This window comes from Pseudomonas sp. SK2 (assembly GCF_016772395.1).
GTDB classification, from domain to species: domain Bacteria; phylum Pseudomonadota; class Gammaproteobacteria; order Pseudomonadales; family Pseudomonadaceae; genus Aquipseudomonas; species Aquipseudomonas taiwanensis.
The window spans coordinates 1,349,527-1,362,608 of the sequence record NZ_CP061944.1 but is presented as its reverse complement, the minus strand read 5'-3'; the positions used below and the strand labels follow the sequence as shown (position 1 = coordinate 1,362,608).

The window sequence follows — 13,082 nt, the reverse complement described above, 5'->3', positions numbered from 1 at the left end:
TCAATCAGCCTCGCTCAACACACCATCCTCATTCAACACCAACCGCACCATGGCGCCGTGCCCAACTTCGACCTGCAATAACTGCTCACGGGGCAATCCACGGGCTCGCGCCAGCAACAGGCGCATCACGCCGCCGTGGGTCACCAGCAGCACGCGTTTGCCAGCATGCTGCCGCGTCAGCCGCTCCATGGCCGTGACCACCCGCTCGGCGAATGCGCCGACCGGCTCCCCGCCAGGCGGTGTGTAGGCATAGGGATCAGACCAGAAACGCCCAAGCTCATCGGCTTGGGTCTGCATGATTTGCGCCGCGGTGCGTCCCTCCCAGTCGCCGAAGTGCAGCTCTCGCAAATCGGCTTCACGCTGTACCGACAAGCCCAGCCGCTCGCCCAATGCGTCGGCGAAGCGGGCGCAACGTTGCAAGGGCGAGCTGACCAGCACCTGCCACGGCCCACCTGCCTCTACGGCCGCGCTCATCTGCACCCAGCCTTTTTCGGTCAGGGCATCGTCCAGGCTGCCGCGCAGGCCACCCTGTTCGGTCTCACCATGACGCAGCAGGTCGAGGATCATGCCGGACGGTCCGCCACCGCAGCTTCGGCGAAGGTGGCCATCTGCCCATGCAGTGCGCAGGCCAGGCGCAGCAGCGGAACGGCCAAAGCAGCACCACTGCCCTCACCCAGACGCAGGCCCAGGGCGAGCAATGGCTCGGCCTCCAGCGCTTCGATCAGCGCTAGGTGACCAGGCTCGGCGCCCTGATGGGCGAACAACAGCCATGGCCGGCAGTGCGGGTTCAAGCGCACGGCGACCAGTGCAGCGACGCTGCAGATGAAGCCGTCGACCAGTACCGCGATACCGTGTTGAGCACAGGCCAGGTACGCCCCGGTCAGGGCGGCAATTTCGAATCCCCCCACACAACCCAACGCTTGCAACGGGTCGTCGGCACGCAGGCCATGCAGCGCCAGCGCGCGCTCGATCACCTCGGCCTTGCGCCTCACCCCGGCACTGTCCAGGCCAGTGCCCGGGCCGCTGAGCTCGCGGGCCGGACAGTCCAGCAGATGGCTGGCCAGGGCAGCCGCAGCCGTGGTGTTGCCAATGCCCATCTCGCCACCGATGAACAGCTGGGCGCCTTGGTCGGCTGCCCGCTTGGCGCTGTCTCGTCCGGCTTGCAGCGCAGCCAGCAACTGCTCTTCGCTCATCGAGGGCTGGCGGGCGAAGTTCGCGGTGCCCGCGCCCAGGCGCAGGTGGCGCACACCCGGTAGTTCCAGCCGGGTGTCGACAGTGCCGAGGTCGATTACCTCCAAGCTGGCCTGCAGTTGGCGCGCCAGCACGCTGATCGCCGCGCCGCCACCGACGAAATTGCGCAGCATCTGCCCGGTCACGGCCTGCGGATAGGCCGAGATGCCTTCCTCGACCACACCGTGGTCGCCGGCAAAGATCGTGATCGCAACCCGCTCCAGAGTCGGGCGCTCCTGGCCCTGCAGGCCGGCCAGTTGGATGGCCAAGCTTTCCAGCTGCCCGAGCGAGCCGGCAGGCTTGGTCAGCTGCTGCTGGCGTGCGCGGGCCTGGTCCATGGCAGCGTTATCAAGAGGTTGGCAGGCTTCACGCCACCATTGCTGGTTCATAGTGCGGGTCCTTTAAGCATGAGGGGCAGGCCTGCCACGGTCAGCACCACGCGCTGACAACGCTGGGCGACGGCCTGGTGCAGCCAGCCGGCCAGGTCGACGTAACGCCGGGTCAATTCACCCATGGGCACCACGCCCAGGCCGGTTTCGTTACTGACCAGGATGACCATGCCTGGTAACTGTTCAAGGCATTCGAGCAGGGCATCGCGCTCCTCGGCCAGGCGTTGGTCGTTTTCAAGCATCAGCAAGTTGGTGAGCCACAAGGTCAGGCAATCGACCAACAGGCAATGCCCTTCCCTGGCGTGGGCGCGTAGCACACTGGCCAGCGCCACAGGTTCTTCAATTAGCCCCCACTCGGCGGGCCGACGTTGGCGGTGCAGACGCACCCGTTCGCTCATCTCGCCATCCAGCGGCTGGCTGGTGGCAATGTAGGTCACTGGCAAGCCACTGTTGGTGGCCAGCTGTTCGGCCAGGCGACTCTTGCCGGAGCGGGCGCCACCGAGGATCAGGTTGAGCATGTCAGGCGACTCCACACAGCCCGCGCAGACGCGCGGTATCGAGGTGCTTTTCCACCAGATCGGCCAGGCGCTCGATGTCGCGTTCGCGCAAGGCTTCGTAGTCGATGGTCTGCACGTCCTGCAAACCGGCCCAGCGCAGTAAGGCAGCGCACGACTGACTACCTTCGAACAGACCGTGCAGGTAGGTGGCGAGGACCTGCCCGTCGGCGCTGATCGCGCCATCGCTGCGGCCATCGGCCAGTTGCACGGCAGGATGCTCCAACGCAGGGCCGTGGGTGACACCGGCATGGATTTCGTAGCCGGCCACCGCGGATTGTTCCAGATTCAGGGTACCGGCGACGTTGCGCAGTTGCTTGTCCGCTTCGAGCACCGTGGCGTAGTCCAGCAACCCCAGCCCTGGGCTGGAGCCTGCCGGCCCCTCCAGGCCGAGCGGGTCGTGCACCTCACGGCCAAGCATCTGCAGACCGCCACAGATACCGATCAGCTTGCCGCCATAACGCAGGTGACGAGCGATGGCGCTGTCCCAACCGCGTGCGCGCAACTGCGCCAGATCAGCGCGAACACTCTTTGAGCCAGGCAGGATGATCAGGTCGGCGGCAGGAATCGGCTGGCCTGGGCCAATGAACTGCAGGTCGACCTGGGGGTGCAGACGCAGCGGGTCGAAATCGGTGTGATTGCTGATACGGGGCAGCACCGGGACGATCACCTTGAGCACGCGCTCACCCTTCACGGCCTGGCGCATGTCGATCGCGTCCTCGGCCTCTAGGTGCAGGTCGGTGACATACGGCAGTACACCCAGCACCGGCTTGCCGGTGCGCGCTTGCAGCCAGTCCAGCCCTGGCTGTAACAAGGCGATGTCGCCGCGGAAACGGTTGATGACGAAGCCTTTGACCCGCGCCTGCTCGCTGGGAGAGAGCAGCTCCAGGGTGCCGACCAGGTGGGCGAACACGCCGCCCCGGTTGATATCGGCCACCAGAATCACCGGGCAGTCGACCGCTTCGGCGAAGCCCATGTTGGCGATGTCGCCAGCCCGCAGGTTGATCTCTGCCGGCGACCCAGCCCCCTCCACCATCACCACGGGGTACGTGGCGCTAAGGCGCTGGTGAGAGGCCAGCACCGCCTGCATGGCGATGGCCTTATAGTCGTGGTAGGCCACTGCATTCATGCTGGCGACCGCTCGACCGTGGATGATCACCTGGGCTCCGGTATCGCTGTTGGGCTTGAGCAGGACCGGGTTCATGTCGGTGTGCGGCGCCAGTCGGCACGCTTGGGCCTGGACCGCCTGGGCCCGGCCGATTTCCCCCCCGTCGGCGGTCACCGCACTGTTGAGGGCCATGTTCTGTGGCTTGAAGGGCACCACACCGATACCCTGGCGCAGCAGCCAGCGGCACAGGGCGGTCACCAGGGTACTTTTGCCAGCGTCGGAGGTGGTGCCTTGCACCATGAGGGTGGTCATGCCATTTCCTTGTGGTAGTCCGCCAGGGCCAAGGCGAGACGCTGCTCGTCCGCCGCAGTGGCGGGCAGGCCTAGGCGCACGGCTGGCGGCTGGTCGAACAGACGCACCAGAATGCCGCGCCGGGCGAGAAACTCATGCAACTGCGCCGCCTGCTCGCAGCGTACGTACTGGAACAGGTCACAGCCACCGCTGGGCGCCAGGCCCACGCCTTCTAGCACCGCCGCAAGGCGTTGGCTGGCAGCGGCGCAGCGGGCGATCTGGGCCTGATGCGCTGCGTGGTCGGCGTAACTGGTCTGTGCCAATACCCGAGTCGGCCCGCTGACGGTCCAGGGGCCAAGCCTGTCTGCCAGCAGCGCCAGCAATACCGGCTCAGCCGCCACGAAGCCCAAGCGCACGCCGGCCAGACCGAAGAACTTGCCGAACGAGCGTAGAACGATCAGGCCTTCGCGCTCGGCGCAATCGACCACGCTGAATGCGGGCGTGTTGTCCATGAAGGCTTCGTCGACCAGCAACCAGCCGCCTCGCCTGGCCAGCCGGGCGTGCCACGCCAGCAAACGCTCGCGACTGATCCGCTGACCCGTGGGGTTGTTGGGGTTGACCAGCACCAGCACGTCCAGGCTGTCGAGCGTGGACTCGACGCTGGACGCATCCAGCTCGACCAGCGTATGCCCGGCCCGTCGCCAGGCGTGCGGGTGCTCGGCGTAACATGGCGCCAACACCCCTACCCGCCCCGATGGCCGCAGCAGTGGCAAGGCCTGGATCGCCGCCTGGGAACCTGCCACGGCCAGCAACTGGCTGGCGCCGTAATAGGCTCGCGCTGCTGCTTCCAGGCCATCTTCGACCTCAGGCAGACGGGCCCAGGCGTCCACGGGAATCGGCGGGATCGGGTACGGCCACGGGGCGATGCCGCTGGACAAGTCGAGCCATTGCTCGCGGGCAATCCCGTATTGCCGCACCGCGCGCAGCAGACGGCCACCGTGTTCAAGCATTCAAGTAAGCTCCCAGGCAGATTACCAACAGCCACAGCCATACACCCCGCTGTACCAGGCTCCAGCCGCGCTCGATGGCCTCGGCATCGGCCATCGGCCCTTCGCCCAGCCGAGGTCGCTCGTGCAGTTCGCCGTGGTACACCGCCGGGCCACCAAGCTCGACGCCCAGCGCACCGGCGCCCGCCGCCATCACCGGCCCGGCATTGGGGCTGTCCCACAAGGGCCCCTGGTTGCGCCAGCAGGCCCACGCCAGGCGGGTCTTGCCAAGCAGCGCGTAGGTCAGCGCCACCAGCCTTGCGGGAATATAGTTCAGTGCATCGTCGATGCGCGCCGCCGCCCAGCCGAAGCGTTCGAAACGCTCGTTGCGATAGCCCCACATGGCGTCGAGCGTGTTGCTCAGGCGATACAGCACCACACCGGGAGCGCCCGCCACGACGAACCAGAACAGCGCGGCAAACACCGCATCGCTGCCGTTCTCCAGCACCGACTCGGTAGCCGCCCGCGCCACGGCGGGCTCATCCAGCTCACGGGTTTCGCGGCTGACCAGGTAGCCGACACGGCGCCGCGCTTCTTCAAGGTCGCCGTGGCGCAGGGCATTGGCCACCGGGAGCACGTGCTCGCCAAGGCTGCGCAGCCCCACGGCGCAATACAGCGCCAGCACGTCCACCAGCCAGCCGATGCAGGGCAGCCATGACAGCAGCAATGCCAGCAATGTCAGCGGCACCACAGCCAGGAACCAGGCACTCACGCCGTGACTGCGCCAGCCACGCCCACCGGCATTCATCCGCTGCTCGAGACGCGACGCCAGTTTGCCGAAGCCGACCAGTGGATGGCGCCGGCGCGGCTCGCCCAGCAACGCGTCCAGGGCCACTCCGGCCACGGTCAGCAAGGCCACGCTCATCAACGCTCTCCCCAGTGGTTTTCGTACAGCATCTCGCTCAAGGGCCGTTGTTCGGCCCAGTTTTCCAGCACCAGCATCGGCGCCGGGTAGAACTCGGTCACCGGCCCCAGGCACAGCACCGCCACCGGCTTGGCGCCCGCCGGCATCCCCAGCAGGTCTGCCAGGGCCTGCGGCTCGAACAACGATACCCAGCCCATACCCAGCCCTTCGGCACGTGCGGCCAGCCACAGGTTCTGAATGGCGCAGGCCAGGGACGCCAGGTCCATTTCCGGGAGGGTGCGTCGGCCGAAAATGTGCGGCTCGCGGTTGTCCATCAAGGCCGCCACCAACACCTCGGCACAGTCGCTGATCCCTTCGACCTTGAGCTTCATGAAGTCGTCGGAGCGTTCGCCAAGGGCCTCGGCGGTGCGCACTCGCTCCTGTTCAACCAGGGCCTGGATACGACCACGCAGCTCGCGCTGGCTGATGCGGATGAACCGCCAGGGCTGCATCAGGCCGACGCTGGGTGCCTGATGCGCGGCCGCCAACAACCGACCAAGCACCTCGGGGGCTATGTCGCCACCGGCGAAATGGCGCATGTCGCGACGCTCGCCGATGACCCGGTAGATGGCGGCGCGTTCTGCGTCGCTGTAGGCATGTTCGCTCATGGCTGCAGCAGCGCCGCCGCCGCTTCGGGGTTGGAGGGGAAGTAGAAGTGCACGTAGGACGCCGTCAGGCGCCCCAGGCGATAGACCGCTTCATTGCCCCGCCCGCCATTGGGGCTGAGTCCGCGGGCGATCGGCTCAAGCTCGGTCATGGTCAGGGAATGGTGGTATGTGTGCCCACGCAAGGTGCCCTCTGGCAGTTCCACAGCCTGCAAGGCCAAGGCGGCAAGGCGTTTCTGCATGATCGCTTCGCCAGGCAGCAGGCCAAGCAACTCGGCCCGCTCGCCCGCCACGTCGGTCAACGCGTCGAGCAGGTACAGCATGCCGCCACACTCCGCCAGCAGGGGCTTGCCTTGCGCGTGGTGGGCACGCAGGGCGTCGAGCATCGAGGTGTTGGCAGCCAATGCATGGTGGTGCAGTTCGGGGTAGCCTCCCGGCAGGTACAGGCTATCGACCAGGGGCATTTCACGGTCATGCAGGGGCGAGAAGAACTCAAGCTGCGCGCCCAGGCTTCGCAGCACGTCGAGGTTGGCACCATAGGTGAAGGCGAACGCTTCGTCCCGGGCCACCCCGATGCGCACGCCAGCCAACGACGACGACAGCTGACGCGGCTCCGGTGCGGCGAAAGTGACCGCCGGTGGCAGGCTTGCGTCGCAACTGGCGGCCAAGGCTTCGGCAGCTGCATCCAGGCGGGCGTCGAGGTCATTCAGTTCACTGGCTTGGACAAGCCCCAGGTGACGACTGGGCAGCTCGATGCCACGCTCGCGGGACAAACCGCCATACCAGCGCAGGCCTTCGGTCAGGCTGCCTTCGAGCAATTGGGCGTGACGCAGGCTGCCGACGCGGTTGGCCAGCACGCCGGCGAACGGCAGGTCGGCCTGGTAGCGCGCCAGGCCCAAGGCCAATGCTCCAAAGGTCTGGGCCATGGCCGTGCCGTCGATCACCGCCAACACCGGCACACCAAAATGACGCGCCAGATCGGCGCTCGAAGGGGTGCCATCGAACAGGCCCATGACGCCCTCGATCAGGATCAGGTCGGCTTCGGCAGCGGCTTCCCATAGCAAGCGACGGCTCTCCTGCGCACCGATCATCCACAGGTCCAATTGGTAGACCGGCGCACCACTGGCCCGCTCGAGGATCATCGGGTCGAGAAAGTCCGGCCCACACTTGAACACTCGTACCTTGCGCCCAAGGTTGCGATGCAGCCGTGCCAGCGCAGCGGTGACGGTGGTCTTGCCTTGTCCGGATGCAGGTGCGGCGATCAACACCGCAGGGCATTGGCGCGCTTGGTTCACAGTTCCACGCCCTTCTGCGCACGGATACCGGCCTGGAACGCATGCTTGAGCATGCCCATTTCGGTAACCGTGTCAGCCATCTCGATCATTTCGGGCTTGGCTGCGCGGCCGGTGACGATCACATGCTGCATTGGCGGGCGAGCCTGGATATCGGCCAGCACCTGGTCGAGATCGAGATAGCCATGCTTGAGGGCGATGTTCAGTTCGTCGAGCACCACGAACTGCACCGAAGGGTCCTGCAGCAACTGCCGCGACACCGCCCAGGCCGCTTCGGCAGCAGCGATATCGCGCTGACGGTCCTGGGTTTCCCAAGTGAAGCCCTCGCCCATGACGTGGTAGCGCACCTGCTCGGGGAAGCGGCGGAAGAACAGCTCTTCTCCCGTGCTGTTGCGGCCCTTGATGAACTGCACCACACCACACTGCATGCCATGGCCCAACGCACGGGCGAGCATGCCGAACGCCGAACTGCTCTTGCCCTTGCCGTTGCCGGTCAGCACCAGCAGCAGGCCGCATTCGTTGGGGGAATTGGCGATGCGCTCGTCGATGATCGCCTTCTTGCGCTGCATACGCGCCAGATGACGTTCGTCGCGTTCGGTGGTTTCGCTCATGAGGGTTCTCCGCAGGCTGACGCCACGCGAGAAGCGGCGGCAGGTCGATAGGCAGGCAGACGGAGGACGCGCAGGGGCCATGACCCGCTCTGGTCACGGTGCACCGCGCATCACCCTCCGTGATGCCGTTGGCAGTATCAGGCCGGTCTCCGGGCTCGTGAGCGGGCCTGTGGCCCTGGCCTGCGCGCCTTCCCGGGCGTTCACCCAGTGGCCCTGCGCGGCCGCGTCTCACCTACCGTTGCGGGGGCAGCGCCGGGCTCGCGCCTTCCGACGCCCACCGGCTTCCCAGTTTCACCCTGCCCAGTCGAGGCTGGCAGGACACCTGAAACACGCGCGAAGGTTAGAGGGTTGGGCCGGGAGCGTCAATCGAAGCGCTCGTTCGACGAGCGGGGTCATTCTCCAGGACGCGGCGCGGCGGTGGCCTGGCGACTTACCTCGGTGACCGCCGCAAGCGCCAGCGCTCGCCGGGGATGCGATCAGCTGATCAGCGGTTCTGCGCCAGGTGGCCTTGGGGAATGACTCGCTTGGCCTGCAGGTAGGCCTTGGCCCAGTAGCTGTTGGACAGGTAGTCCAGGCGCACCGTGCCGCCTGTGGAAGGCGCATGCACGAAGCGGCCTTCGCCCACGTAGATCCCGGCATGGCTCACTTGCGAGCCGCCACCGGTGGCGAAGAACACCAAGTCCCCGGACTGCAGCGCATTGAGGTCCACCGTTGGCGCACGCATGACGATCATTTCGCGGGTCGATCGCGGCAGGCTGATGCCCGCTGCATCGCGGTAGACATAGCCGATCAGGCCACTGCAATCGAAGCCGGAATCCGGCGTGTTACCGCCCCAGCGATAGGGGGTACCGACCAGGCCGATGGCGCGTATGAGCACATCGTCGGCAATCGGCGAAATGTCAGGCTGGGCGTACGGGATCTGTGGCTGAACCACAGGGGCCGGTGCCGGAGCATGGCTGGAACAGGCGGCAAGCAGAGCCACCAGGGAAAGGAATGCGAAGCGCGCCATCATCGCCATGGCCAGAACTTCCTGTCTGAGACCGTAGGGCCGCAGCCCAAAAGAGTTGAGAAATTAGATTAGACGCTTTCTATAAATGCGCACGGCGGCGAGCTTTTCAGCATCGCCGCCGCGGCAGGGTACATCATTTTGCCATCAGTTGCGCGCGATATTGGTCGGCGCCATCGCCAAGGCTCGCTTGGCTTCGATGAAGGTCTTGCTCCAGTAGCGATCACCGAGGCTGTCGATGCGCACACCACCGCTGCGGCGGCTGCTGGAGTGGATGAACTGGTTGTCACCCAGGTAGATGCCAGCATGGCTGACACGACCACGGCCATTGGTGCTGAAGAACAGCAAATCGCCCGGCTTGAGCTTGTTGCGCGCCACTTTCGGTGCGTCGACGTTGATCATCTCGCGGGTAGAGCGCGGCAAGGTCACACCCGCCTCTTCGCGGAACAGGTAGCCGATGAAACCGCTGCAGTCGAAGCCCGACTTCTCCGAGGTACCGCCGAAACGGTAGCGCGTGCCGATCAACGACATGCCACGTTCGAGAATACTGTCGGCCAGGGCCGGCAATTGGTAAGGCTTGCCGCTGGAGAAAGCCTCCAGGTCATCTTCGGTGGCCAGGTCCTCTTCGCTGAATACCGACGAAGTGGAAGTCTTGGCGTTGATCGCCGACGTCGAGGCGACCGGGGTGTGATCCTGAGGCTGGGAAACCGGGCCATGAGCCGCGCAGCCAAAAAGCAGGGTCACGAGTGCGAGTGGCACGAGGGGTGCGAAGCGCTTCAGCATGGGCACGACCGTGTCTGTAATCCTTTAGAAGGTGGAAACTATGCCTTCTATCGGGACCATTTGCAAATTTTATCGAAAAAGATGTGACTTTTCCGTGACGCTGCTGCAAGCCCCGTATTTCGGGGCTTACCAGCCGAGGGTTTCCTTGAGGAAAGGAATGGTCAGTTTGCGCTGCGCTTGCAGCGACGCTTGGTCGAGACGTTCGAGCAGGTCGAACAGCGCGCTCATGCTTCGGGTGCCACGGGTCAGGATGAAGTGGCCAACTTCGTCGGTCAGGTGCAGCCCCCGTCGCGAGGCCCGCAATTGCAGGGCTCGCAGCTTGTCTTCGTCGGACAACCCACGCATCTGGAAGATCAGCGCCAATGTCAGGCGCGACTTGAGGTCGGGCAACTTGATAGGCAGCTCACGCGGTGAGCTGGAGGCCGCCAGCAACAGGCGCCGACCGCTATCGCGCAGCCGATTGAACAGGTGGAACATGGACTCTTCCCAGTCCGCCTTGCCGGCGATAACGTGCAGGTCGTCGATGCAGACCAGCTCGTACTGCGCCAGGTAATCCAGCAGTTCCACGCCTCGGTCGAGCAGTTGCGCCAAGGGCAGGTAGACCGCGGGCTCACCGCGCTGCTGGAAGCGATGGGTGGCCGCCTGCAGCAGGTGGCTGCGACCCACACCTTGCTTGCCCCACAGGTAGATGAGGCTTTCGGTCCAGCCGGCGTCGGCTTCGCACAGACGCTCGACATAGCCCAACGCCGCGGCATTGGCGCCCGGATAGTAGTTGATGAAGGTGGCGTCATCGCGCAGACGCACACCCAGGGGCAACTGGATCGGTTTCATGCTGGCGGGCGGTCGAGAGGACCACAGGGGGCCTTTGGTGAACAGTGTGCAAAGTCTATACCCGCCTTGCGGGCGGCACAATGACCGAGCAGGATTGCCCAAGCAAAATCAACGAGTTGCGCTACAAAAGCAACGCTTCCCGTTTTATCGCCGGCAAGCCGGCTCCTGCCATGCCCGCGCTTGCCGCTCGAAAGGATCACAGCTTTGGGTCGACATCCCCGGCATACATGTCCGACTCTTTATACAGATCGTGCACATGGCGCAGCAGCACCATGATCACGGCGGCGACTGGCAAGGCCAGCAACACACCGGTGAAACCGAACAGCTCGCCGCCCGCCAGGATGGCGAAGATCACCGCCACCGGGTGCAGGCCGATCCGGTCCCCTACCAGCAACGGGGTCAATACCATGCCTTCGAGCGCCTGCCCGACCATGAACACCGCCACGATGCCCAGCATCGGATAAAGGTCGCCGCCGAACTGGAACAACCCGGCCACCAGCGCAGCGCCGATACCGATGATGAACCCCATGTATGGCACGATGGCCGCCAGCCCTGCCAGCATGCCGATCAGCAGGCCCAGTTCCAGCCCCACCAGCATCAGGCCGGCCGAGTAGATCACCCCCAGCGCCAGCATCACCATCAACTGGCCACGGACGAAAGCGCCCAGGACTTCGTGGCACTCACCCGCAAGTCCTACCACCTGCGATTCCCGGTGGCGCGGCAGCAGGCCGCGCAGCTTGGCCATCATCAGGTCCCAGTCGCGCAGCAAGTAGAAGCCCACCACGGGAATCAGCACCAGATTGGCCAGCCAGGCGACCAACGCCAGGCTGGAGGCCGTGGCCTGGGACAGCAGCATGCCGACGATATCGGTGGTCTGGCCCATGTGCGCGCTGACGGCGGCCTTGATCTTGTCGAACTTCCAGAACCCTTCGGCCAGGCCCAGACGGCTTTGCACCCACGGCAACGCCACGTGCTGCAACCAATCGAGCATCTGCGGCGCCAACTCGTAAAGGCGCACCAACTGCTTGGCCAACATCGGTATCAGCACCAGCAACAGCGCCAGCAGAATGAGGGTGAACAGGCTGAACACCACGACCACGCCCCAGGTTCGCGACAGCCCCAGGCGCTCCAGGCGGTCGACCAGTGGGTCGGCCAGGTAGGCCAGCAGTATGCCGACCAGAAACGGTGAAAGAATGTTGTGCAGGCTATACAGCAGCACGGCGATCAGCAGGGCGATGCCCAGCCAGATCCAACGGCGTACATCGGTCAAAATCGGGTCTCCTTACCAACGAAAACGCAAGCCATCGAACGGCTTGGGGGCTGCAGGTTGCTCAGCCGCCGGGGCAGCCCCTGGCGCGGGTGCTGTGGGGGTGGCCGGTACGGGGTCGGCCGGCACTTCCTGCAGCTTGGCCAAGCCCAGCTGGGCGCGCAGTTGATCCGGGTTGCCGGTGACCTGGTAGGTGAGCGTCTTGCCATCAGCCAGTTGCAGACGCGGGCCGAACGGCTCGAGCACGCGACTGAGTTCAGCGTAGCGCTGCAGGTTCATGCCCTGCACCTGGACCTGCAAGGCACCGCTGGCACCCGGCCGGGTCACGTAACGCGGCGCCAACCGGTTGCTCACTGCAAGCATGACCGCATCGGCCAAGGCCGCCTGATCGGCGCCTTCGGCGTTGCCTTGCTCGCGCTTGTCACCCAGCCATAGCTGCCATTTGCCCTGCCACTTGCCGTCGGCCTCCTGGGCGTGCACCGCCAGCAAGGCATCGGCGCCGTAACGCTCGGAGACCTCGCGCAGGGGCGCCGGGTCCTTGCCCTCCAACTGCTTGCCGTTGGCCACCAGTTGCTCCTGCAAGTCGGCCAACGGCAGGCGCAGCGGCAGCCCGCGGTGCTGGGCAGCTCGACGCAAAGGCTGCGCGCTGGACTGGCCATCGCCGACCAGACTACTGCCCTCGGCACTTTCGTTCAGCCACCAACCGAGGATCGACGGGCGATTGTTGCCCCACAAGGCCAGACCTGCCTGACGCAGGGCGCGCTCGGTACTGCCGGGGTCGAACTCGACCAGCACCGACTCGGGCGGGCCAGCCTCGGTAGCGACCTGGTTGATGATTTGCTGCGGGTCTTTGCGCAGTCCGGCCAGCGCCGGACTCTGCGCGGCCTTGGGGTCGCCGGTCAGGCGCAATACCAGGGTGTCCAAGGCTTTGCCGGTGGCCTGGGCGCGGGCTTCGGCGCCCTGCCCTTCGATGGGCTCACGCACCTGGTAAAGCCCGGAAACGGTCTCGGCCTGCACGATGGCGCTGGCCAACGCAAGGCAACCGGCTGCCAGAAAATTGAAAGAACGCATGGAGGATTCCTGTCCAGAAGACCAGATGACGGGGCACCGGGTCAGTTTGGGTGCTGGCTGTGACCGCGACAGGGCGACAAATGCTCCCTCTGTG

General features: G+C 65.5%; 14 protein-coding genes and 1 riboswitch. All 14 genes read right to left on the bottom strand.

Annotated elements, in window-relative coordinates; translation table 11 throughout:
* The 14 genes from IF103_RS06060 to IF103_RS05995 all read right to left on the bottom strand — a co-directional run bounded on the left by IF103_RS06060 (position 1) and on the right by IF103_RS05995 (position 12,988).
* The gene (locus IF103_RS06060; RefSeq protein ID WP_023379176.1) at positions 1 to 567 is read right to left on the bottom strand and encodes a histidine phosphatase family protein; all 567 of its coding nucleotides are present in this window, start codon (positions 565 to 567) and stop codon (positions 1 to 3) included.
* Positions 564 to 1,619: a nicotinate-nucleotide--dimethylbenzimidazole phosphoribosyltransferase gene (gene cobT, locus IF103_RS06055; protein WP_023379175.1), complete on the bottom strand. Its 1,056-nt coding sequence runs from the start codon at positions 1,617 to 1,619 to the stop codon at positions 564 to 566. The genes IF103_RS06060 and cobT overlap by 4 nt, the downstream gene beginning before the upstream one ends.
* Complete coding sequence (cobU, locus tag IF103_RS06050) at positions 1,616 to 2,137, bottom strand: bifunctional adenosylcobinamide kinase/adenosylcobinamide-phosphate guanylyltransferase (protein ID WP_104882868.1); 522 nt, start codon at positions 2,135 to 2,137, stop codon at positions 1,616 to 1,618. Before cobU ends, cobT begins: the two co-directional genes overlap by 4 nt.
* A 1-nt stretch (position 2,138) precedes the next feature.
* The gene (locus tag IF103_RS06045) at positions 2,139 to 3,593 is read right to left on the bottom strand and encodes a cobyric acid synthase (protein ID WP_023379173.1); all 1,455 of its coding nucleotides are present in this window, start codon (positions 3,591 to 3,593) and stop codon (positions 2,139 to 2,141) included.
* Positions 3,590 to 4,582, bottom strand: coding sequence for a threonine-phosphate decarboxylase CobD (cobD, locus tag IF103_RS06040; RefSeq protein ID WP_023379172.1), 993 nt, complete (start codon positions 4,580 to 4,582; stop codon positions 3,590 to 3,592). Before cobD ends, IF103_RS06045 begins: the two co-directional genes overlap by 4 nt.
* Positions 4,575 to 5,483, bottom strand: a complete 909-nt coding sequence (gene cbiB / locus IF103_RS06035) for an adenosylcobinamide-phosphate synthase CbiB (protein ID WP_023379171.1) — start codon at positions 5,481 to 5,483, stop codon at positions 4,575 to 4,577. The genes cobD and cbiB overlap by 8 nt, the downstream gene beginning before the upstream one ends.
* On the bottom strand, positions 5,483 to 6,130 hold the full coding sequence (gene bluB, locus IF103_RS06030; protein ID WP_023379170.1) for a 5,6-dimethylbenzimidazole synthase: 648 nt from the start codon (positions 6,128 to 6,130) through the stop codon (positions 5,483 to 5,485). The genes cbiB and bluB overlap by 1 nt, the downstream gene beginning before the upstream one ends.
* On the bottom strand, positions 6,127 to 7,422 hold the full coding sequence (locus IF103_RS06025) for a cobyrinic acid a,c-diamide synthase CobB (protein ID WP_202675932.1): 1,296 nt from the start codon (positions 7,420 to 7,422) through the stop codon (positions 6,127 to 6,129). Before IF103_RS06025 ends, bluB begins: the two co-directional genes overlap by 4 nt.
* Positions 7,419 to 8,030 carry a cob(I)yrinic acid a,c-diamide adenosyltransferase gene (gene cobO, locus IF103_RS06020; protein WP_023379168.1) on the bottom strand — a complete coding sequence of 204 codons (612 nt, stop codon included), beginning with the start codon at positions 8,028 to 8,030 and terminating at the stop codon, positions 7,419 to 7,421. The genes IF103_RS06025 and cobO overlap by 4 nt, the downstream gene beginning before the upstream one ends.
* A 123-nt stretch (positions 8,031 to 8,153) precedes the next feature.
* A riboswitch (cobalamin riboswitch) is annotated at positions 8,154 to 8,371 on the bottom strand.
* Positions 8,372 to 8,514: 143 nt separating this feature from the next.
* Positions 8,515 to 9,048: a C40 family peptidase gene (locus tag IF103_RS06015; protein WP_023379167.1), complete on the bottom strand. Its 534-nt coding sequence runs from the start codon at positions 9,046 to 9,048 to the stop codon at positions 8,515 to 8,517.
* A gap of 135 nt (positions 9,049 to 9,183) precedes the next feature.
* On the bottom strand, positions 9,184 to 9,819 hold the full coding sequence (locus tag IF103_RS06010) for a C40 family peptidase (RefSeq protein ID WP_023379166.1): 636 nt from the start codon (positions 9,817 to 9,819) through the stop codon (positions 9,184 to 9,186).
* 126 nt (positions 9,820 to 9,945) lie between these two features.
* Positions 9,946 to 10,650, bottom strand: a complete 705-nt coding sequence (gene hda, locus IF103_RS06005; protein ID WP_023379165.1) for a DnaA regulatory inactivator Hda — start codon at positions 10,648 to 10,650, stop codon at positions 9,946 to 9,948.
* 196 nt (positions 10,651 to 10,846) lie between these two features.
* Positions 10,847 to 11,920 carry an AI-2E family transporter gene (locus IF103_RS06000; protein WP_023379164.1) on the bottom strand — a complete coding sequence of 358 codons (1,074 nt, stop codon included), beginning with the start codon at positions 11,918 to 11,920 and terminating at the stop codon, positions 10,847 to 10,849.
* A 12-nt stretch (positions 11,921 to 11,932) separates the two neighbouring features.
* Positions 11,933 to 12,988, bottom strand: a complete 1,056-nt coding sequence (locus IF103_RS05995) for a DUF2066 domain-containing protein (RefSeq protein WP_023379163.1) — start codon at positions 12,986 to 12,988, stop codon at positions 11,933 to 11,935.
* Between the last annotated feature and the right edge of the window lie 94 nt (positions 12,989 to 13,082).